The organism is Variovorax sp. GW823-FHT02B07 (assembly GCF_058797695.1).
Genome location: NZ_JBXAJX010000003.1, coordinates 227,542 through 247,458, shown reverse-complemented (window position 1 = coordinate 247,458; position 19,917 = coordinate 227,542). Strand labels below are relative to the sequence as shown.

The 19,917-nt window shown below is 67.1% G+C and carries 19 protein-coding genes; 13 read left to right on the top strand and 6 right to left on the bottom strand.

Annotated elements, in window-relative coordinates; all coding sequences use genetic code 11:
• Window positions 1–92: 92 nt before the first annotated feature.
• Complete coding sequence (purN, locus tag AC1RGU_RS18915; RefSeq protein ID WP_070062139.1) at window positions 93–689, top strand: phosphoribosylglycinamide formyltransferase; 597 nt, start codon at window positions 93–95, stop codon at window positions 687–689.
• A gap of 59 nt (window positions 690–748) precedes the next feature.
• Complete coding sequence (locus tag AC1RGU_RS18910; protein ID WP_223301392.1) at window positions 749–1,057, top strand: I78 family peptidase inhibitor; 309 nt, start codon at window positions 749–751, stop codon at window positions 1,055–1,057.
• Here the strand turns inward: AC1RGU_RS18910 and AC1RGU_RS18905 are convergent.
• On the bottom strand, window positions 1,045–1,293 hold the full coding sequence (locus tag AC1RGU_RS18905; protein ID WP_492697338.1) for a DUF1653 domain-containing protein: 249 nt from the start codon (window positions 1,291–1,293) through the stop codon (window positions 1,045–1,047). The two genes, AC1RGU_RS18910 and AC1RGU_RS18905, sit on opposite strands and share 13 nt — an antisense overlap.
• A gap of 54 nt (window positions 1,294–1,347) precedes the next feature.
• Between AC1RGU_RS18905 and AC1RGU_RS18900 the strand changes: the two genes are divergently transcribed.
• From AC1RGU_RS18900 to AC1RGU_RS18890, 3 genes are all read left to right on the top strand, one after another.
• Window positions 1,348–3,201: a M48 family metalloprotease gene (locus tag AC1RGU_RS18900; RefSeq protein ID WP_492697336.1), complete on the top strand. Its 1,854-nt coding sequence runs from the start codon at window positions 1,348–1,350 to the stop codon at window positions 3,199–3,201.
• A 43-nt stretch (window positions 3,202–3,244) separates the two neighbouring features.
• Complete coding sequence (locus AC1RGU_RS18895; RefSeq protein ID WP_492697334.1) at window positions 3,245–4,516, top strand: RsmB/NOP family class I SAM-dependent RNA methyltransferase; 1,272 nt, start codon at window positions 3,245–3,247, stop codon at window positions 4,514–4,516.
• A 132-nt stretch (window positions 4,517–4,648) separates the two neighbouring features.
• Window positions 4,649–5,863 (top strand): DesA family fatty acid desaturase, encoded by a 1,215-nt coding sequence (locus AC1RGU_RS18890; protein WP_070062144.1) that lies wholly within the window; start codon window positions 4,649–4,651, stop codon window positions 5,861–5,863.
• 165 nt (window positions 5,864–6,028) lie between these two features.
• On the opposite strand, the gene rpmG is transcribed toward AC1RGU_RS18890, so the two are convergent.
• From rpmG to trxB, 3 genes are all read right to left on the bottom strand, one after another.
• A complete protein-coding gene (rpmG, locus tag AC1RGU_RS18885; protein ID WP_007830291.1) occupies window positions 6,029–6,202 on the bottom strand; it encodes a 50S ribosomal protein L33 in 174 nt (57 codons plus the stop codon).
• Between the two features lie 11 nt (window positions 6,203–6,213).
• Window positions 6,214–6,447: a 50S ribosomal protein L28 gene (gene rpmB, locus AC1RGU_RS18880; protein WP_007830293.1), complete on the bottom strand. Its 234-nt coding sequence runs from the start codon at window positions 6,445–6,447 to the stop codon at window positions 6,214–6,216.
• A gap of 259 nt (window positions 6,448–6,706) precedes the next feature.
• The gene (trxB, locus tag AC1RGU_RS18875; protein ID WP_062481027.1) at window positions 6,707–7,657 is read right to left on the bottom strand and encodes a thioredoxin-disulfide reductase; all 951 of its coding nucleotides are present in this window, start codon (window positions 7,655–7,657) and stop codon (window positions 6,707–6,709) included.
• A 180-nt stretch (window positions 7,658–7,837) separates the two neighbouring features.
• Between trxB and AC1RGU_RS18870 the strand changes: the two genes are divergently transcribed.
• The 8 genes from AC1RGU_RS18870 to AC1RGU_RS18835 all read left to right on the top strand — a co-directional run bounded on the left by AC1RGU_RS18870 (window position 7,838) and on the right by AC1RGU_RS18835 (window position 17,149).
• The gene (locus AC1RGU_RS18870; RefSeq protein ID WP_062481025.1) at window positions 7,838–8,512 is read left to right on the top strand and encodes a Crp/Fnr family transcriptional regulator; all 675 of its coding nucleotides are present in this window, start codon (window positions 7,838–7,840) and stop codon (window positions 8,510–8,512) included.
• Window positions 8,513–8,607: 95 nt separating this feature from the next.
• Complete coding sequence (locus tag AC1RGU_RS18865; protein WP_062481035.1) at window positions 8,608–11,058, top strand: DNA translocase FtsK; 2,451 nt, start codon at window positions 8,608–8,610, stop codon at window positions 11,056–11,058.
• Window positions 11,059–11,242: 184 nt separating this feature from the next.
• Window positions 11,243–11,884 carry an outer membrane lipoprotein periplasmic chaperone LolA gene (gene lolA, locus AC1RGU_RS18860; protein WP_307587047.1) on the top strand — a complete coding sequence of 214 codons (642 nt, stop codon included), beginning with the start codon at window positions 11,243–11,245 and terminating at the stop codon, window positions 11,882–11,884.
• Window positions 11,885–11,910: 26 nt separating this feature from the next.
• Window positions 11,911–13,203, top strand: a complete 1,293-nt coding sequence (locus AC1RGU_RS18855; RefSeq protein WP_492697332.1) for a replication-associated recombination protein A — start codon at window positions 11,911–11,913, stop codon at window positions 13,201–13,203.
• A 228-nt stretch (window positions 13,204–13,431) separates the two neighbouring features.
• Complete coding sequence (locus tag AC1RGU_RS18850; protein WP_062481019.1) at window positions 13,432–14,361, top strand: branched-chain amino acid ABC transporter permease; 930 nt, start codon at window positions 13,432–13,434, stop codon at window positions 14,359–14,361.
• A gap of 13 nt (window positions 14,362–14,374) precedes the next feature.
• Window positions 14,375–15,583, top strand: coding sequence for a branched-chain amino acid ABC transporter permease (locus AC1RGU_RS18845; RefSeq protein WP_062481017.1), 1,209 nt, complete (start codon window positions 14,375–14,377; stop codon window positions 15,581–15,583).
• A 17-nt stretch (window positions 15,584–15,600) separates the two neighbouring features.
• Complete coding sequence (locus tag AC1RGU_RS18840; RefSeq protein ID WP_056572293.1) at window positions 15,601–16,374, top strand: ABC transporter ATP-binding protein; 774 nt, start codon at window positions 15,601–15,603, stop codon at window positions 16,372–16,374.
• Between the two features lies 1 nt (window position 16,375).
• A complete protein-coding gene (locus AC1RGU_RS18835; RefSeq protein WP_492697330.1) occupies window positions 16,376–17,149 on the top strand; it encodes an ABC transporter ATP-binding protein in 774 nt (257 codons plus the stop codon).
• 65 nt (window positions 17,150–17,214) lie between these two features.
• Here the strand turns inward: AC1RGU_RS18835 and AC1RGU_RS18830 are convergent, their stop codons facing one another.
• Both AC1RGU_RS18830 and AC1RGU_RS18825 read right to left on the bottom strand, forming a co-directional pair.
• Window positions 17,215–17,673: a (2Fe-2S)-binding protein gene (locus tag AC1RGU_RS18830; protein ID WP_056572291.1), complete on the bottom strand. Its 459-nt coding sequence runs from the start codon at window positions 17,671–17,673 to the stop codon at window positions 17,215–17,217.
• A gap of 11 nt (window positions 17,674–17,684) precedes the next feature.
• Window positions 17,685–19,880 (bottom strand): xanthine dehydrogenase family protein molybdopterin-binding subunit, encoded by a 2,196-nt coding sequence (locus tag AC1RGU_RS18825; protein WP_492697329.1) that lies wholly within the window; start codon window positions 19,878–19,880, stop codon window positions 17,685–17,687.
• Window positions 19,881–19,917: the final 37 nt, after the last annotated feature.

Genomic DNA, 19,917 nt, shown 5'->3' with positions numbered 1-19,917 from the left:
TCCGGTGTCCGCGTCGCGACAAGCACGCCAGCGTGCGGGTCGACGGGAGGCTGATCGGGGTGTTGGCGGGGCACGGATAATCCCGGCCTCCCATGAAGAACATCGTGATCCTGATCTCCGGCGGCGGCTCGAACATGGCGGCCATCGTGCGCGCCGCCGAGCGCGACCGCTGGGCCGAGCGCTTCGGCGCGCGCATCGCCGCCGTCATCAGCAACAAGGCGGAGGCCGGCGGGCTGGCGCTGGCCGCGTCGCACGGCATCGCGACCGCCGTGGTGCCGCACCAGGCCTTCGACAGCCGCGAGGCCTTCGACGCGGCGCTGGCCGAGGCGGTCGACGCCCACGCGCCGGCGCTCGTGGTGCTGGCGGGCTTCATGCGCATCCTGACGCCCGGCTTCGTGGCGCGCTACGCCGGGCGGCTGGTGAATATCCACCCCTCGCTGCTGCCGGCCTTTCCGGGGCTGCACACGCACCAGCGCGCCATCGAGGCGGGCTGCAAGGTGGCGGGGGTGACGGTGCACCAGGTCACGGCGGAGCTCGACCACGGGCCGATCCTGGCGCAGGCCGTGGTGCCGGTGCTGCCGGACGACACGGCGGCCACGCTGGCCGCCCGGGTGCTGTCCCAGGAGCACCTGCTGTATCCGCGCGCCATCGCTGGATGGCTGTTGGATACATTGAGTCACAAAGCTTAAAGTTGTTTATATTGTTGGGTTTTCGGGAGCACAGAACTTTGAAAACCCAATCGCTACTGTTGACGTTGGCCACCGCGGCCCTGCTGGCCGCCTGCGCCGCGCCGGCCCCCGCGCCCGCACCGGGCGCCGCTGCGCCTGCGCCCGCCGCGCCGGCCGAGCCCGTCTTCCAGTGCAACGCCGAGGGCGCCCGCTTTGCTGTGGGCCAGCAGGTGACGCCCCAGCTCGAAGCCGCGGCACGTGCGCGCGCCGGCGCCGGCACGGCGCGGGTGCTCAAGCCGAACCAGGCGGTCACGATGGAACTCAACCCCGGACGGCTCAACATCAGCGTCGACGCGCGTGGCCGCGTCAAGGACGTTCACTGCGGCTGAGCGTCGATCGGGGTGAAGCGGCGCTGCGGGCGGCCGTCGATCTCGATGGTTTCCTCGAACATCGCGGCGGGCCGGACCCACAGGCCGCGGGCACCGTAGAGGGCGCGGTACAGCGTCATCGGCTCCAGCGTCTCGCTGTGGCGGACGGTGCCGATCACGTCGTACTCGCCGCCCTTGTAGTGGCGGTAGCGGCCGGGGGGCGTTTCGATCAGAGGAGGGAGGTCTTTGTCGTTCAACGGGGGCTTCTTTCTTCGGTAACAACTGTCGGATGAGTCTTTGACGGGAGTCGGATGGACCGTGCGGATTTTGTTCACCTGGTTCGCCTGAGCGAGCACGCGAGTGCGGACGACAGCGCGCGCTACCGGCGTGGCGTCGCGGCGTTCGCCGCGCTCGGCTACCTCTGGGTGCTGGCCTGCCTGGGGCTGGCGGTGGGCATTGTGGCCTGGGTGGTCGTCTCGGTGGCCGACGGGCGTTTCAACTTCACCCGCGGCTGGCTGCTCGTGTTCGCGCTGGGCCTGTTCTGGGCGACCCTGCGCGCGCTCTGGGTGCATTTCGACGAGCCCGACGGCGAGCCGCTCACGCGCGCCGACGCGCCCGGGCTGTTCGAGGCGCTGGACCGCATCCGCGAGCGCATCAAGGGGCCGCCGGTGCACCGCGTCTACCTGGACGACAACTTCAACGCCAGCATCAGCCAGGTGCCGCGCTTCGGCCTGTTCGGCGGTGCGCTCAACTCGCTGAGCATCGGCCTGCCGCTGCTGATGATGCTGGACCGGCAGCGCCTGCTGTCGGTGCTGGCCCACGAATACGGTCACTTGCGCGGCAACCATGGCCGGCTGAGCGCCTGGATCTACCGCACGCGGCTGTCGTGGCTGCGGCTCGATGCCAGCCTGCAGCGCGACGAGGGCGTGATGGCGTTGGTGTCGCAGGCCTTCTTCCGCTGGTACTTTCCGCGCTTCGCCGCCAAGACCTTCGCGCTGGCCCGCCAGGACGAGTACGAGGCCGACCGCATCTCGGGCCGGCTGCTCGGCACCGCGGTGGCCGCGGCTGCGCTCACCGAAGTTGCCATCAAGGGCAACTGGTACGCCAGCGAGTTCTGGCCCTGGCATTGGGCGCGCGCCGAGCGCGAGCCGCTGCCGCCCGGCCCCTTTGCTGCTTTGCGGCAGCGCGCCCGCACGCCGCCGAGCGAGGAGTTCGCGCGCCAAGCGCTGCGCGAGGCCATGCGCCGCGTCAGCGACCTGGACGACACCCACCCGGTGTTGCGCGACCGGCTGGAAGCGCTGAACCAGAAGGCGGCGCTGCCGGCCTGGTCGCAGCGGCCCGCGCTGGACATGCTGGCCGACAAGCACAAGTGGATCTCGCATTTCGACAACGCCTGGCGTCGCGCCCATGCCGCCGACTGGAAGCAGCACCACGCGCACCGCTCGCGCATCCGCGAGCGCATCGCGGTGCTGGCGGCCCGCGGCGAGCGCAACACGCCCGACGAGATGGTCGAGTGGGCCGACGCCGAGCGCCGGCTCGACCCGGCGGCGCCGGTGCGCGCGCGCTACGAGAGCGCCTTGCGGATCGCACCGGACCATCCGGGCGCGCTGCGCGGGCTGGCCCAGATGCTGCCCGCGCGCGAGCGCGCCGAGCGCCTGGCCGTGCTCGAACGGCTGCACCAGTCGGGCGTGGCCAGCCGCTGGTGGGCGGCCAAGAACGCCGTCGCCTCGCTCGAAGATCCCGAAGCCGGGTCGCACGACGAGCAGGGGCTCAAGCTGTGGCGCGCGCGGCTCAAGGAGGCGGAGGAGGCCGAGGCACGCGCCTGGGAAGAGATCACCGACACGCCTTTCTTCAGCCAGATTTCGCGCCACGACCTGAACGACCACGAGCTGGGCGAGCTGCGCGCCGACATCGCACGCTGCCTGCCCGTGTCGCGGCTGTGGGTGGTGCGCAAGAACCTGCGCGAGTTCGCCTGGCGGCGGGCGTACATCGTGTTCGTCGAGGTGCCGGGGCTCGACGACGAGGACCGTTGGCACCTGTGCCGCGAACTCGAGCAGACACTGACCCTGCCGGGCGCGGCGCTCGTGCTCTGGGCGGGGCATTCGCCCACGCTGGAAGACATCGAGCGGCAAGCCTTCGGGACCGTCTGGGTGCGCGGCGCCTGAGGCGTTTCGGCCGCGAGGCCGGCCGGCTGAGACAATCGGGGCTATGCATCCCAAAGCCCTGTTGGAGGCCACCGCCGATCTGGTCGGCTTGGTCCTGAAATTCGATCACCCGGCCGACCAGGTCGTTTCGCGCTTTTTCCGCGACCACCGCGAGTTCGGCCCGCGCGAGCGCGCGACGCTCGCCGAAACCGTCTACACCGTGCTTCGCAAGAAGCTGCTGTTCGATCACCTGTCGCCCTCGGGCAGCGGTTCGAAGGAGCGCCGCATGGCGATCCTGGGCTTTCACGGCCCGCGCGACTTCCTGAAGAGCGCGCTCAACGACACCGAGAAACGCTGGCTCGACAACTGCGACGCCGTCAAGCCGGACGACCTGCTCGAACGCCATCGCCACAACCTGCCCGAATGGCTGGTCGCGCCGCTCAAGGCGCAGCTGGGCGACGGCTTCTGGCCGATGGTCGAGAGCCTGCAGCAGCCGGCACCGCTCGACCTGCGCGTCAATGCGTTCACCGACAAGCGGGCGGAAGTGAAGGCGGAGCTTGCGAAGGCTGCTATTAAATCGGAAGTGACGCCGTTCTCGCCCTGGGGGCTGCGCATCGACGGCAAGCCCGCGCTGACCAAGCTCGACGCGTTCGTGCGCGGCGCCATCGAGGTGCAGGATGAGGGCTCCCAGCTGCTCGCGCTGCTGCTGGACGCCAAGCGCGGCGAGATGGTGGTCGATTTCTGCGCCGGCGCCGGCGGCAAGACCCTGGCCATCGGCGCGACCATGCGCAACACCGGCCGGCTCTACGCCTTCGACACATCGGCCCACCGCCTGGACGCGCTCAAGCCGCGGCTGGCGCGCAGCAAGCTCTCGAACGTGCACCCGGCCGCGATCGCCCACGAGCGCGACGACCGGATCAAGCGCCTGGCCGGCAAGATCGACCGCGTGCTGGTCGACGCGCCCTGTTCGGGGCTTGGCACGCTGCGCCGCAACCCGGACCTCAAATGGCGGCAATCGGCCAAGTCGGTGGCCGAACTGACGGCCAAACAGACCGCCATCCTGCAAAGCGCGGCGCGGCTCGTGAAGTCGGGCGGCCGGCTGGTGTACGCCACCTGCAGCGTGCTGCCGGAGGAAAACGAGGCCATCGCCGAGGCGTTTGCCGCCGCGAACCCCGATTTCGTGCCCATGGATGCCGCGGAATTGCTCCAGGCGCTCAAGATGGAGGGCGCCGAGACCCTTTGCGCGGGCGGGGAGGACGGCCGGCGCTACCTGCGTCTGTGGCCGCATCGCCACGCCACCGACGGCTTTTTTGCCGCCGTGTGGAACCGGAAATAGGCGCGGGGCTCCAAACTAGGGTAAATCTGCGGTGTGACAGAAGGACAAAAGGCCTCGTTTTGGCCCTGACATCCTAAAATCGCGGGTTACCTGAAGGCTGCACCTTCGTGTGGCCATGGAGTACCTGACTCAATGATGCTTCCTGACTCCGCCGTTCTGAACGCGGTCATCCAATGGCTCGGACACGGCCTGTGGGACATTGCCTGGTGGCAAGTCGTGCTGTACACGCTCGTCACCACGCACATCACCATCGCAGCGGTCACGATCTTTCTGCACCGCACGCAGACGCACAAGGCGATGGACCTCGGTCCGATCCCCTCGCACTTCTTCCGTTTCTGGCTCTGGCTCGGCACCGGCATGGTGACGAAGGAATGGGTCGCCATCCACCGCAAGCACCACGCGAAGTGCGAAACCGCCGACGACCCGCACAGTCCGCAGGTCAAGGGCATCGACGAAGTCTTCTGGCGCGGCGCCGAGCTGTACCGCAAGGAATCGAAGAACAAGGAAACGATGGAGCGCTACGGTCACGGCACGCCCGATGACTGGATCGAGCGCAACCTGTACACGCGCTACAGCTGGCAAGGCGTGGGCCTGATGCTGGTGATCAACCTGGCGCTGTTCGGCGCGCTCGGCCTGACCGTGTGGGCGGTCCAGATGCTCTGGATCCCGATTACCGCCGCCGGCATCATCAACGGCATCGGCCACTACTGGGGCTATCGCAACTTCGAGGCGTCCGACGCCAGCCGCAACATCATGCCCTGGGGCCTGATCATCGGTGGCGAAGAGCTGCACAACAACCACCACACGTACCCGACTTCGGCCAAGTTCTCGGTCAAGAAGTACGAGTTCGACATCGGCTGGGTCTACATCCAGGTGTTCCAGAAGCTCGGCTGGGCCAAGGTCAAGAAGGTGCCGCCGAAGATGCAGATGGGCGACATCCAGCCCGTGGCCAACGAGAAGACGCTCGAGGCCGTCATCGCCAACCGCTACGAAGTGATGGCCGGCTACGCCCGCGAAATGCGCCGTGCGACCAGCGAGGAAATCGACGTGCTGAAGGCCAAGGGCGCCGACCTGTCGGTGCTCAAGGCGGCCAAGCGCTGGCTGCATCGCGACGACGACAAGGTGCCTGCCTCGGCGCGCACCCATCTGGTGCAGGCTCGTGCTGCGCACCCGGTGCTCGACAAGATGGTCACGATGCGCGAAGAGCTGCGCCAGCTCTGGCTGAACACCTCGCAATCGCGCGAGCAACTGGCGGCCGACCTGGCGGCCTGGTGTCACCGTGCGGAAGCCAGTGGCATCGCCGGCCTGCGCGAGTTCTCGACCCGCCTGCGCGCTGCGCGCGCCTGACGAGGCAAAGGGCCGGCGCCTCCCGCGCTGTTGCCCTCGCTCAGTGAAGAAGCCGACCTGCGGGTCGGCTTTTTTGTGCCTGCCTTTTTCTGCTTTCACAAGAACGACAGGCAATAAAAAACCCGCTGGGTGAGCAGCGGGTTTTTTGGGGGAGAACAGGCCGAATTACTTCAGCTTGATTTCCTTGTATTCGACGTGCTTGCGCGCCTTGGGGTCGAACTTCATGATCGACATCTTTTCAGGCATCGTCTTCTTGTTCTTGCTCGTCGTGTAGAAGTGGCCGGTACCCGCGGTGGATTCCAGCTTGATCTTTTCGCGTCCGCCTTTGCTCGTTGCCATGATTCAGCTCCTTAAGCTTGGCCGCGGGCACGCAGGTCTGCGAGCACGGCATCGATACCGTTCTTGTCGATCAGGCGCAGTGCAGCGCTCGAAACGCGCAGGCGAACCCAACGGTTTTCGGTCTCGACCCAGAAACGGCGGTATTGCAGGTTCGGCAGGAACCGGCGCTTGGTTTTGTTGTTGGCGTGGGAAACGTTGTTTCCGACCATCGGGCCTTTGCCCGTTACGTCGCATACGCGTGCCATGTGGACACTCTTTCTTGAACAGCTGGCACCGGCGCAATCGTGGCGATTGCAGGGTGTTTTGCAGCTTGACCTCGCCAGAAACGGGTGGCGGTACCCCGGATTTGCCGCAACCCGACTCCCGGTGGGAGGTAGGCCCTGTTTCGGCAAAGCCTCGGATTATAGCCCTTTCGGGCTCAGCGAGGCCGGGGACCATCGCAGATACGGGAAATCCGGTCGCGCCGGCCGGTGGCCGGCGCCCCGTTCCCCGTGGGGATAGGCCTCAGTGCTCTTCGAGGAAGCGTTGCGCGTCCAGGGCAGCCATGCAGCCCGTGCCGGCGCTGGTGATGGCCTGGCGGTAGATGTTGTCCTGCACGTCGCCGGCCGCGAACACGCCGGGCACGCTGGTCATCGTCGCGAAGCCCTTCAGGCCCGAGCGGGTCAGGATGTAGTTGTCCTTCATTTCCAGCTGGCCCTGGAAGATGTCGGTGTTCGGGTGGTGGCCGATCGCGATGAAGCAGCCCTTGAGCGTGATCTCTTCGGTGGCGCCGGTCTGCGTGTTCTTGATTCGGATGCCCGTCACGCCCGTGCCGTCACCGAGCACCTCGTCGAGCTGGTTGTGCAGCTTCAGCACGATCTTGCCCTCGGCTACTTTTTCCATGACCTTGTCGATCAGGATCGGCTCGGCGCGGAACTTGTCGCGGCGATGCACGAGTGTGACTTTGTTTGCAATGTTGGAGAGGTACAGCGCTTCCTCGACGGCCGTGTTGCCGCCGCCGATCACGCAGACCTCTTGCTCGCGGTAGAAGAAGCCGTCGCAGGTTGCGCAGGCGGAGACGCCGCGGCCCATGAACTTCTCTTCGGAATCCAGGCCCAGGTACTTGGCCGAGGCGCCCGTGGCGATGATCAGCGAGTCGCAGGTGTAGGTGCCGCTGTCGCCCGTGAGCGTGAACGGGCGCTTGCTCAGGTCGACCTTGTTGATGTGGTCGAACACGATCTGCGTCTTGAAGCGTTCGGCGTGCTCGAGAAAGCGCTGCATCAGCTCCGGGCCTTGCACGCCGTGCACGTCGGCCGGCCAGTTGTCGACCTCGGTCGTGGTCATGAGTTGACCGCCTTGCGCGATGCCCGTGATGAGCAAAGGCTGGAGGTTGGCGCGTGCGGCGTAGACGGCGGCGGTGTAGCCGGCCGGGCCGGAGCCCAGAATGAGAACCTTGGCGTGTTGGGGTGCGGACATGAGTAGAAAACCTAGGATGGACGCTGCGGCAGCGTGTACATTTTCAGGGTGGTAGCGATACGTGGGGAGTATCACCGCCCGGTTCAACACCGGGTGCACGGTGTTTTCAATGCGCGCGATTGTAGTAATCCATGGGCTCAGCATCAGGATCACATCGCGCGCTGTTTCAGGGATTGATTAATGTCGATGCTGTCCAACCTTGAATTGCTTCGGCGCGTTCCATTGTTCGCGTCGTTGACGGCCTCGCAGTCCGCAAGCATTGCGGATGCGATCATCAAGAAGCGCTTCAAACGCGCCGAGGTCGTCGTGGAGCAGGGCAAGAAATCCGATGCGCTGTACATCATCCTGACCGGCCGCGCCCGCGTCACGAGCGCCGACAGCCGTGGCCGCGAGGTGATCCTGGCCACGCTGCACCCCGGCGACTACCTCGGCGAGATGAGCCTGATCGACGACGAGCCGCATTCGGCCACCGTGCGCACCGAAATCCAGTGCGACGTGCTCATGCTGGGCCGCGACGCCTTCGCGCGCTGCCTGCCCGAGAACTCCTCGATGGCCTACAACATCATGCGCGGCCTGGTGCAGCGCCTGCGCCACGCTGACCGCAAGATCGAGTCGCTGGCGCTGATGGACGTGTACGGCCGCGTCGCCCGCGCGCTGCTCGAGTTCGCCAGCCAGGACGGCATGGGCAACCTCAAGGTCCGCGACAAGATCTCCCGCCAGGACCTGGCCAAGATGGTCGGTGCGTCGCGCGAAATGGTGAGCCGCGTCATGAAGGACCTGGAAGAGCGCGGTTTCGTCCAGTCCCAGGAAGACGGCTCGGTGATCATCAAGGACCGGCTCCTGACGCTGACCTGAGCCCATAGGCCGGGCGCTTTCGGTGTCCACGGCCTTTTGTTGTAGTGTTCGGGGCGGCCGGCCTGCGTTTTTTCGGGCCGGGCGCCGTGCTTTTCATGACCTATTCGCTCCATACGCTTCAATCGTCCTCCTCTTCTTCCGCTGCCGAAGGGCAACCCGTGCGCCTGCGCGCCCTGCGCTTCGCCCACGAAATCACCTTGATCGCCGGGTTTGCAGCCCTCCTGTTCTGGCTGCTGGCGATGCTGAGCTTCACTCCGTCCGATGCCGCCTGGTCGACCTCGGGCACGGGCGGTGAGATCAAGAACTGGGGCGGCCGCATCGGCGCCTGGTTGGCCGATGGCAGCTACTTCCTTGCCGGCTATTCCGTCTGGTGGTGTCTTGCGGCGGGCCTGCGCGCGTGGCTCTCGTCGCTGGCCGGCTGGCTGCGCGGCGGCGAACCGACGCCGGCGGTCGAACAGCCCCCGCGCGGCCGCTTCAACCGCAGCCGCCTCGCTTTCTGGTTCGGCCTGGTCCTGCTGCTGTGCGCCAGCGCGGTGCTCGAATGGTCGCGCCTGTACCGGCTCGAATCGCACCTGCCGGGTTCGGGCGGTGGCGCCCTGGGCTACCTCGTGGGGCCGGCGAGCGTGCGCTGGCTGGGCTTCACGGGCTCGGCGCTGGTCGCCATCGCTGGCGGCGTGATCGGCTCGGCGCTGGTGTTCCGTTTCTCCTGGAGCCTGATCGCCGAGCGCATCGGCGCGCGGGCTTATTCGTTGTTCGAGTCGCGCCGTGAAAAGCGCGAAATGGCGGCCGACATCGCCATGGGCAAGCAGGCCGCGCGCGAACGCGCCGGCGACGAGGAAGAGCTGGCGCCCGCGCCGCGCGCCAAGAAAATGCGCCCCAGCAAGGAGGCCGCGTTCGGCGACGCCGGCCCTCTCGAGCCGAGCTTCGACGATGAAGAGGAAGAAGTCGCTCCCAAGCGCCGCCCCGCATCGCCGCCCGTGCAGATCGAGCCCGCGATGACCGAGGTGCCCCGCAGCGATCGCGTCGTGAAGGAGCGCCAGAAACCGCTCTTCAAGGAACTGCCCGACAGCAAGCTGCCGCAGGTCGACCTGCTCGACGCCGCGCTGGTGCGCCAGGAAACGGTGTCCTCCGACACGCTCGAGATGACCTCGCGCATGATCGAGAAGAAGCTCAAGGACTTCGGCGTCGAGGTGCGCGTGGTGCTCGCCTCGCCCGGCCCCGTCATCACGCGCTACGAGATCGAGCCCGCCACCGGCGTCAAGGGCTCGCAGATCCTCGGCCTCGCCAAGGACCTGGCGCGTTCGCTCTCGCTGGTGTCGATCCGCGTGGTCGAAACGATCCCCGGCAAGAACTACATGGCGCTCGAACTGCCGAACGCCAAGCGCCAGTCGATCAAGCTCAGCGAAATCCTGGGCTCGCAGGTCTACAACGAGGGCAAGTCGATGCTCACGATGGGCCTGGGCAAGGACATCATCGGCAACCCCGTGGTGGCCGACCTCGCGAAGATGCCGCACGTGCTGGTGGCCGGTACCACCGGCTCGGGCAAGTCGGTGGGCATCAACGCGATGATCCTGTCGCTGCTCTACAAGGCCGAGGCACGCGACGTTCGCCTGCTCATGATCGACCCGAAGATGCTCGAAATGTCGGTCTACGAAGGCATCCCGCACCTGCTGGCACCCGTGGTCACCGACATGCGCCAGGCCGCGCACGGCCTGAACTGGTGCGTGGCCGAGATGGAGCGCCGCTACAAGCTCATGAGCAAGCTCGGCGTGCGCAACCTGGCCGGCTACAACACCAAGATCGACGAAGCCAAGGCGCGGGAAGAGTTCATCTACAACCCCTTCAGCCTCACGCCGGACGATCCGGAACCGCTGAAGCGCGAGCCGCACATCGTGGTCATCATCGACGAGTTGGCCGACCTGATGATGGTCGTTGGCAAGAAGATCGAAGAGCTGATCGCCCGCCTTGCGCAAAAGGCCCGCGCCGCCGGCATCCACCTGATCCTGGCCACGCAGCGCCCCAGCGTCGACGTGATCACCGGCCTCATCAAGGCCAACATCCCCACGCGCATCGCGTTCTCGGTGGGCTCCAAGATCGACAGCCGCACCATCCTCGACCAGATGGGCGCCGAGGCGCTGCTGGGCATGGGCGACATGCTCTACATGGCCAGCGGCACGGGCCTGCCGATCCGCGTGCATGGTGCCTTCGTGAGCGACGAGGAAGTGCATCGCGTGGTGGCCTACCTCAAGAGCCAGGGCGAGCCCGACTACATCGAGGGCGTGCTCGAAGGCGGCACGGTCGATGGCGACGGTGACGGCGACCTGCTCGGTGGCGGCGACGGCGAAAAAGACCCGATGTACGACCAGGCGGTCGAGGTCGTGCTCAAGAACCGCAAGGCCAGCATCTCGCTGGTGCAGCGCCACCTGAAGATCGGCTACAACCGCGCCGCGCGCCTGGTCGAGGACATGGAAAAAGCCGGCCTCGTGAGCGCCATGAGCGGCAGCGGCCAGCGCGAGATCCTCGTGCCCGCGCGCCAGGCGGAGTGACTCGCCGGCGCACCATCGACGACGACCCCCGTCACCACCGCGCCAGGACTGGTTACGTGCTGAGAGGCAATTTGCAAACGCGCACCGGCGCTGCTGCAAATCTTCATGAAAGCCTACAGAAGCCGGCACCTGCGGCGGGTAGTGTCGATGGGCATCGCAGCAACGTTTTTCCGAGGAACCTCCCATGAAGAAAACCCGCCTCTGGCTGTTGGCCGGCCTGATCTGCACGGTGGCCGGCAGTGCCTGGGCCGACGGGCTCGAAAGCCTCGAAGCCTTCGTGAAGACGGTCAAGTCCGGCCGCGCCGAGTTCACCCAGACCGTGACGGCCCCGCCGCGCGAGGGCCAGCCGGGCCGCGTGAAGACGTCGACCGGCACCTTCGAATTCCATCGCCCCGGCAAATTCAAGTTCGACTATCGCAAGCCCTTTGCCCAGAGCATCGTGGCCGACGGCAAGACGCTGTGGCTCTACGACGCCGACCTGAACCAGGTCACGCAGCGCACCCAGGCGCAGGCACTGGGCTCGACGCCCGCGGCGCTGATTGCCTCTGCGGCCGACCTGCGCGCCCTGCAGGCCGATTTCGCACTGGAAGCCGCGCCCGAGCGCGACGGCCTGCAGTGGGTCAAGGCCACACCGAAGAACAAGGACGGCCAGCTGCAGAGCGTGATGGTCGGCTTCCAGGGTGACGCGCTCGCGGCCCTCGAGATCCTGGACAGCTTCGGCCAGCGCTCGGTGCTCAAGTTCAGCAAGGTCGAGGTGAACCCGGCCTTGCCCGCCAGCACCTTCGACTTCAAGGCGCCCGCGGGTGCCGACGTGCTCAAGCAGTAATCACCCACAGCAGGACAGTCCCCGGTTTGGCCCCGCGCACCCACCAGCCCCTCGCCGAGCGCCTGCGTCCCAAGACGCTCGGCGAAGTGATCGGCCAGCAGCACCTGCTCGGTCCGGGCATGTCGCTGCGCATCGCCTTCGAGTCAGGCCAGCCGCACTCCTGCATCCTCTGGGGGCCGCCGGGCACCGGCAAGACCACCATCGCGCGGCTCATGGCCGATGCCTTCGATGCGCAGTTCCTGAGCATCAGCGCGGTGCTGGGCGGCGTGAAGGACATCCGCGAGGCGGTCGAGCAGGCCACGGCCGCGCGCGACGGGCTCACGCAGCAGCGCACCATCGTCTTCGTCGACGAGGTGCACCGCTTCAACAAGAGCCAGCAGGACGCGTTCCTGCCGCACGTCGAGTCGGGCCTCTTCACCTTCATCGGCGCGACCACCGAGAACCCGTCCTTCGAAGTCAATTCGGCCTTGCTGTCGCGGGCGGCGGTGTACGTGCTGCAGTCGCTCAACGAAGGCGACCTGAAGCAGATCGTTGCCAAGGCGCAAGCGATCCAGGCGGTTCCGGCCATCGACGAGGCGGCCATCGACCGCCTGGTCGCCTACGCGGACGGCGACGCGCGCCGCCTGCTCAACACGCTCGAGACCCTGGCCGTTGCGGCCGGCGCCGAGAGGCTCACGAACATCACCGACGAGTGGCTGCTGCGCGTGCTCGGCGAGCGCATGCGCCGCTACGACAAGGGCGGCGAGCAGTTCTACGACACCATCAGCGCGCTGCACAAATCGGTGCGCGGCAGCGACCCCGACGCCGCACTCTACTGGTTCGTGCGCATGCTCGACGGCGGCGCCGACCCGCGCTACATGGCGCGCCGCCTCGTGCGCATGGCCAGCGAAGACATCGGCCTGGCCGACCCGCGCGCGCTGCGCCTGGCGCTCGATGCGGCCGAGGTCTACGAGCGACTGGGTACCCCCGAAGGCGAGCTGGCACTGGCCGAATGCGTGGTCTACCTGGCCATCGCGCCCAAGTCGAACGCGGTCTACAAGGCCTACAACGCGGTGCGCGCGTTGGTGAAGAAAGACAGCACGCGCCCGGTGCCGATGCACCTGCGCAATGCGCCGACCAAGCTCATGAAGGAGCTCGACTACGGCAAGGGGTACCGCTACGCGCACGACGAGGAGGGCGGTTTCGCCGCCGGCGAGCGCTACCTGCCCGAGGGCCTGGAAGGCCAAGTGTTCTACGAACCGGTCGAGCGTGGACTCGAAATCCGCATCGCGGAAAAGCTGCGCGAACTGCGTCGCCTCAACACAAATTCAGATCGCTGATACAGGTTTGCGCATCTGCATGACTTCACGCGCATACAGCATGAAGTGAGCGGGTAAACCCCGGTCATCCCGCCCCAAAACAGCGCCGGGGCGTGTCTACAATCCCGCCCACCAAATCTGCCGGCGACACATGTTGGCTGGTTTTTTGCTTGTCAAGCCAGTGGCGCCAAACCGGTGCCTCGGTAGGTGAATGGCACCCGCAAGGTGCAACACATAGGGAATCGCGTTATGGAAATATTGCTGCAGCAGATCATCAACGGTCTGGTTCTCGGCAGCATGTATGCCTTGATAGCCTTGGGCTACACCATGGTGTACGGCATCATCAATCTGATCAATTTTGCGCACGGTGAAGTGCTGATGGTGGGGGCGCTCACAAGCTGGACCATCATCGGTCTCATGAAGGACGGAATGCCCAACACACCGGGCTGGCTGATCCTCTTCGTTGCGCTGATCATTGCCTGCGTCGTCGCGGCAAGCCTCAACTTCGTGATCGAGAAAGTGGCCTACCGGCCGCTGCGCAACAGCCCCAAGCTCGCACCGCTCATCACCGCCATCGGCGTGTCGATCCTGCTGCAGACGCTGGCCATGATCATCTGGAAGCCGACCAACAAGGCGTATCCCAACCTGCTGCCGACCGACCCCATCCACGTGGGCGGCGCCGTGATCTCGCCCACGCAGGTCATGATCCTCAGCGTCACGGCGTTCTCGCTCGTGATCCTGATGTGGCTGGTCAACTACACCAAGCTCGGCCGCGCGATGCGCGCCACCGCCGAGAACCCGCGCGTCGCGGCGCTCATGGGCATCCGGCCCGACATGGTCATCTCGGCCACCTTCATCATCGGCGCCGTGCTCGCGGCCATCGCCGGCGTGATGTACGCCTCCAACTACGGCATCGCGCAACACGCGATGGGCTTCCTGCCCGGCCTCAAGGCCTTCACCGCGGCCGTGTTCGGCGGCATCGGCAACCTGGCCGGCGCGGTGGTCGGCGGCATTTTGCTCGGCCTCATCGAGGCCATCGGCTCCGGCTACATCGGCACCCTCACGGGTGGCGTGCTGGGCAGCAACTACAGCGACATCTTCGCTTTCATCGTGCTGATCGTGATGCTCACGCTGCGGCCTTCGGGTCTGCTCGGCGAGCGCGTGGCGGACCGGGCCTGAGGAGCAGCACACCATGAAGAACAGCAAGAACCTCGCGCTCTACATCCTCGGCGTGGTCGCCGTGCTGGCGCTGCCCATCCTGTTGCAGACCCAGGGCAACGCCTGGGTGCGCATCGCCGACATCGCATTGCTCTACGTGATGCTCGCGCTCGGCCTGAACATCGTGGTCGGCTATGCCGGCCTGCTCGACCTGGGCTACGTGGCCTTCTTTGCGGTCGGCGCGTACCTCTACGCGCTGATGGGCTCGTCGCACCTCTCGGACACCTTCCCGTGGTTCAAGGCGATGTTCCCGAACGGGCTGCACACCTCGCTCCTGATCGTGGTTCCGCTCGCGCTGGTGGTGGCCGGGGTGCTCGGCGCGATGCTGGGGGCGCCCACGCTGAAGCTGCGCGGCGACTACCTCGCCATCGTGACGCTCGGCTTCGGTGAAATCATCCGGGTGTTCCTGAACAACCTGGACCAGCCGATCAACATCACCAACGGGCCGAAGGGCATCACGGCGATCGACTCCATCAAGTTCTGGGGGCTGGACCTCGGCAAGGCGTGGAAGTTCGACGGCTTCACGATCTCCTCGGTCACGCTGTACTACTACCTGTTCCTGGCGCTGGTGGTGGCCACCATCATCATCTCGCACCGCCTGCAGATCTCGCGCATCGGCCGCGCCTGGATGGCCATCCGCGAAGATGAAATCGCTGCCAAGGCGATGGGCATCAACACCCGCAACATGAAGCTGCTGGCCTTCGGCATGGGCGCCAGCTTCGGCGGCGTGTCGGGCGCGATGTTCGCGGCCTTCCAGGGCTTCGTGTCGCCCGAGTCCTTCAGCCTGATGGAGTCGGTGATGATCGTCGCCATGGTCGTGCTGGGCGGCCTTGGGCACCTGCCTGGCGTCATCCTGGGCGCCGTGCTGCTGGCCGCGCTGCCCGAAGTGCTGCGCTACGTGGCCGGCCCGCTGCAGGCGATGACCGACGGCCGCCTCGACGCGTCCATCCTGCGCCAGCTGTTCATCGCGCTGGCCATGATCGTCATCATGCTGATGCGTCCGCGCGGCCTGTGGCCCTCGCCGGAACACGGCAAGACGCTGACGAAGAAGAACGGCGCGCCCGTCGACCCGACCCATGCGGCCGTGGCGCCCGGAACGCTCCAGACCCACGCACCGGGCATCGACAGCCCCGCCGACGAAGTGCCGGGTGCGGCATCGCGTCCCATGTCCATCAATCCGTGAGCCAAGGACACACAGACATGACGACAGACACCATCCTCGACGTTCGCGGCATCTCCAAGCGCTTCGGCGGACTGCAGGCCCTCTCGGACGTGGGCATCACCATCAAGCGCGGCCAGGTCTACGGCCTGATCGGGCCCAACGGCGCCGGCAAGACGACCTTCTTCAACGTGATCACCGGGCTGTACACGCCCGACAGCGGCACCTTCGAGCTGGCCGGCAAGCCCTACCAGCCGACGGCCGTGCACGAAGTGGCCAAGGCCGGCATCGCGCGCACCTTCCAGAACATCCGCCTCTTCGCCGAAATGACGGCGTTGGAGAACGTGATGGTCGGGCGCCACATCCGCACGCACTCGGGCGTGTTCGGCGCCATGCTGCGCACCAAGGGCTTCAAGGCCGAGGAAGCGGCCATCGCCAAGCGCGCGCAGGAGCTGCTCGACTACGTGGGCATCGGCAAGTTCGCCGACTACAAGGCGCGCACGCTGAGCTACGGCGACCAGCGCCGCCTCGAGATCGCCCGCGCACTGGCCACCGACCCCCAGCTCATCGCGCTGGACGAACCGGCCGCCGGCATGAACTCGACCGAGAAGGTCCTGCTGCGCGAGCTCATCGACCGCATCCGCAAGGACAACCGCACGATCCTGATCATCGAACACGACGTCAAGCTCATCATGGGCCTGTGCGACCGCGTCACCGTGCTCGACTACGGCAAGCAGATTGCCGAGGGCAACCCGGTCGAGGTACAGAAGAACGAAAAGGTGATCGAGGCCTACCTCGGCACCGGAGGACATTGAGATGAGCACCGCAGAAGCAACGATGGCAACCGCGACGGCACCGGCCACCGCCAAGGCCGCAGGCAAGAACCTGCTCAAGGTCCGCGGCCTGAAGGTGGGCTACGGCGGCATCCAGGCCGTGAAGGGCGTGGACTTCGACGTGTTCGAGGGCGAGCTGGTCTCGCTCATCGGCTCCAACGGCGCCGGCAAGACCACCACCATGAAGGCCATCACCGGCACGCTGCCGGCCGGCGCGGGCGACATCGAGTTCCTGGGCCGCAGCATCAAGGGCCGTGGCGCCTGGGACCTGGTGGGCGAGGGCCTCGTGATGGTGCCCGAGGGCCGCGGCGTGTTCACGCGCATGACGATCACCGAGAACCTGCAGATCGGCGCCTACATCCGCAACGACAAGGCCGAGATCGCGAGCGACATGGAGCGCGTGTTCGTGACCTTCCCGCGCCTGCGCGAGCGCAAGGACCAGCTGGCCGGCACGATGTCGGGCGGCGAACAGCAGATGCTGGCCATGGGCCGCGCGCTCATGGCGCGTCCGAAGGTGCTGCTGCTCGACGAACCCACCATGGGCCTGTCGCCCATCATGTGCGACAAGATCTTCGAGGTGGTGCAGACCGTGGCCTCGCAAGGCGTCACGATCCTACTGGTCGAGCAGAACGCCAACCGCGCGCTGCAGCTGGCCGACCGTGGCTACGTCATGGAGTCGGGCCTCATCACGATGAACGGCGACGCCAAGGAACTGCTGCGCGACCCGCGCGTGCGCGCCGCCTACCTCGGCGAGTAAGCGCCGCCAGCGCCAACCGGCCAGCACCGCCGAGCGCGGTGGCTGGCCGTTTTTTCGTCTGTCCCTTATCCCATCATCGCGGCGGCGGCCTTGATCGCCTCGCGGATGCGGCCGTAGGTGCCGCAGCGGCACACGTTCTCGATGGCGTCGATGTCGGCGTCCGTCGGGGTGCGCGTGCGGCGCAGCAGGTCGACCGCGGCCATGATCTGGCCTGGCTGGCAGAAGCCGCACTGCGGCACGTCCAGGTTCATCCAGGCCTGCTGCACCGGGTGCAGCGTGTTGCCGTTGGCCAGGCCTTCGATGGTCGTCACCTGGCGGCCGCGCACGTCGGACACGCGCACCGAGCAGGTCGTCACGGCCTTGCCGTCGACGTGGCAGGTGCAGGCCTTGCACACGTTGATGCCGCAGCCGTACTTCGGGCCGGTGATGCCGAGCTTGTCACGCAGCACCCACAGCAGCGCCAGGTCGTCGGGCGCCTCGACGTCGACGTTCTGGCCGTTCACCTTGAAAGATTGCACAGGCATGGCGGGTCTCCTCAGGCGGGGATCGGAACGTTGACGGGCGTGGGCAGCTTGCCCGGCGGGATCGGCGTGAAGTCGACCGGGAAGTTCAGCGGGAAGCTGCGCGGCTTGATGCCGGTGGCGCGCCCATAGGCGTTGGCGATCGCACCCGAGCTCGCCGACAGGCCGACCTCGCCCAGCCCGCCGATGGCCTCGCCATTGGCCGGCAGGATGATGATCTTCACGTCCTTCGGGTAGTGCTTCATGCGCGAGAAGTGGTACTGCGAGTAGCTGCCTTCCAGCGGCAGGCCGTTCTGGATGTGCAGCCCCGCCGACAGCACCAGCGCGATCGATTCGCACAGACCGCCCTGCAGCTGCGCCTCGATGCCCGAGGGGTTGATCGGCGTGCCGACATCGATGGCGATGGTCGCGCGCACCACGCGGGCCTGCGCCGGCACGCGCGCGTCGATCTCGACGATGCAGGCCGTGAAGGACTTCGACTCCTGGTGCACGCCCACGCCCTGCGCAAAGCCCGCCGGCATCGCCTTGCCCCACTGCGCGGCCTCCGCCACCGCCTTCAGCACCGCACGGGCGCGCGGCAGGCGCAGGTACTCGAGCCGGAAGGCGATCGGGTCCTTGCGCGCGGCGCGGGCCATCTCGTCGACCAGGATCTCTTCCACCAGCCGCGCGGGCTGGATGTGCACCGAGCGGTAGGAGCAGGTGTTCATGTCCATCGGCACCGGCGTCAGCAGCTTGGTCGTGACGCCGAAGTTGTAGGGCGAGGTCACCATGGTCTTGAACATGACCTGCTCGATCGCGAAGTTGCCCACCGTCTGCGGGAAGGCATTGGGCAGCGCGATGGCGGCGGCCTCGAGCATGTTGCCGAAGCCGTGGCGCGTGTCCAGGCGCACGCTGGCGATGCGCTGCTCGAAGGCGATGACCTGGCCCAGCAGCATCGTGGCGCGCGCCTTCTGGTAGATCGGCGGGCGGATGCGCGTGTGGCGCATGTCGTCGGTGCGGTGGTACATCAGGCGGCAGGGGCGCCCCAGCGCCTTCGACACCTGGATCGCCTGCAGCACCGGGTCCCAGAACAGGCGCCGCCCGAAGGAACCGCCCGAGGGCACCGCATGCACGACCACCTTGTTCAGCGGCAGGCCCAGTTCGGCGGCCACCGCCTGCTGGGTGACGATGGGACTCTGCAGCCCGGCCCAGATCTCCGCGCGATCGGGCCGCACGTCGGCAATCGCACATTCGACTTCCATCGGGCAGTGCGCGGCCGGCGCGAACTCGAACTCGGCCTCGACCGTCAGCGCGCCCAGCGGCGGCAGCGCGAAGGGCAGCAGCGACGACTTCAGCTTGCGCATGATGGTGGCGTTCGACTCGCCGTCGAGCGGGCCGGCGGCCCAGGTCACGTCGAGCGCGTTCACCGCGGCCCAGGCCTGGCCGAAGGTCTCGGCCATCACTGCCACGCCCGGCGGCGTCGGCGTGATGCCGTTGGTGGCGGGGATCGGCACCACGCCGATCACGCCCGGCATGCCCATCACCGTGTTCAGGTTGTTGATGCCGACGAACTTGCCGTTGATGGTTGGCGGGCGCCGCACCATCGTCGGCTTGGCATTGGGCACCGCCTGGTCGAGCGTGAACTTCTTGCGCCCGGTGACGATGTCCAGCGCATCGAGCCGCGTCACGCGCTGGCCGACCACCGAAGGCGTCGAGCCTGAGAGCAGGCCACCGAGGCCGCCCAGCACCGGCATGCCGGCGTGCATCGAGCGCACGCTCGACGAGCCGCCCGTGAGCTGGTTCCAGATCAGCTCGGGGCTCGCGTCGGCCGACGTGACTTCGATGGCGCTCAGCGGCAGGCGCAGCTTGTCGGCCAGCATCATCGCGCTGGCCGTGGCGATGCCCTGGCCCACTTCGAGGCGCGGCAGCGCCAGGCGCACGCGGCCGTCGCCGGTGTTCGTCACTTTCACCAGCGGCATGGTCGGCAGCGAGGTCAGCGTGACCGCGTCGCCGATGTCGATCAGGTCGGTGGTGTCGGGCGGGGTCATGGGCAGCAGCGCAGCGACTGCAGAGGCGGGCGCCGTGAGGGCGCCGAGCCCTGCGATGCCGGCCGCCGCCGATGCCAGCGGCGCGGCCGTGGCGTAGCCCAGCACGTCGCGCCGGCGCAGGCCGTGCGCATCCCCGTCGTCCGGCCCGCGTGCGGGGCGCGGGTCCTTGTTCGAACGCTTCATCGTTGTCTCCTTGTTGTTTGGCGAACGCGGATGACTG

Coding starts and splice junctions, on each gene's coding strand:
- AC1RGU_RS18830 (WP_056572291.1), bottom strand. CDS start 17,673: ATGCCTGTGCAATCTTTCAAGGTGAACGGCCAGAACGTCGACGTCGAG.
- trxB (WP_062481027.1), bottom strand. CDS start 7,657: ATGTCCGCACCCCAACACGCCAAGGTTCTCATTCTGGGCTCCGGCCCG.
- AC1RGU_RS18890 (WP_070062144.1), top strand. CDS start 4,649: ATGATGCTTCCTGACTCCGCCGTTCTGAACGCGGTCATCCAATGGCTC.
- lolA (WP_307587047.1), top strand. CDS start 11,243: ATGAAGAAAACCCGCCTCTGGCTGTTGGCCGGCCTGATCTGCACGGTG.
- AC1RGU_RS18865 (WP_062481035.1), top strand. CDS start 8,608: ATGACCTATTCGCTCCATACGCTTCAATCGTCCTCCTCTTCTTCCGCT.
- AC1RGU_RS18845 (WP_062481017.1), top strand. CDS start 14,375: ATGAAGAACAGCAAGAACCTCGCGCTCTACATCCTCGGCGTGGTCGCC.
- AC1RGU_RS18835 (WP_492697330.1), top strand. CDS start 16,376: ATGAGCACCGCAGAAGCAACGATGGCAACCGCGACGGCACCGGCCACC.
- AC1RGU_RS18900 (WP_492697336.1), top strand. CDS start 1,348: ATGGACCGTGCGGATTTTGTTCACCTGGTTCGCCTGAGCGAGCACGCG.
- AC1RGU_RS18870 (WP_062481025.1), top strand. CDS start 7,838: ATGTCGATGCTGTCCAACCTTGAATTGCTTCGGCGCGTTCCATTGTTC.
- rpmB (WP_007830293.1), bottom strand. CDS start 6,447: ATGGCACGCGTATGCGACGTAACGGGCAAAGGCCCGATGGTCGGAAAC.
- AC1RGU_RS18850 (WP_062481019.1), top strand. CDS start 13,432: ATGGAAATATTGCTGCAGCAGATCATCAACGGTCTGGTTCTCGGCAGC.
- rpmG (WP_007830291.1), bottom strand. CDS start 6,202: ATGGCAACGAGCAAAGGCGGACGCGAAAAGATCAAGCTGGAATCCACC.
- AC1RGU_RS18825 (WP_492697329.1), bottom strand. CDS start 19,880: ATGAAGCGTTCGAACAAGGACCCGCGCCCCGCACGCGGGCCGGACGAC.
- AC1RGU_RS18895 (WP_492697334.1), top strand. CDS start 3,245: ATGCATCCCAAAGCCCTGTTGGAGGCCACCGCCGATCTGGTCGGCTTG.
- purN (WP_070062139.1), top strand. CDS start 93: ATGAAGAACATCGTGATCCTGATCTCCGGCGGCGGCTCGAACATGGCG.
- AC1RGU_RS18840 (WP_056572293.1), top strand. CDS start 15,601: ATGACGACAGACACCATCCTCGACGTTCGCGGCATCTCCAAGCGCTTC.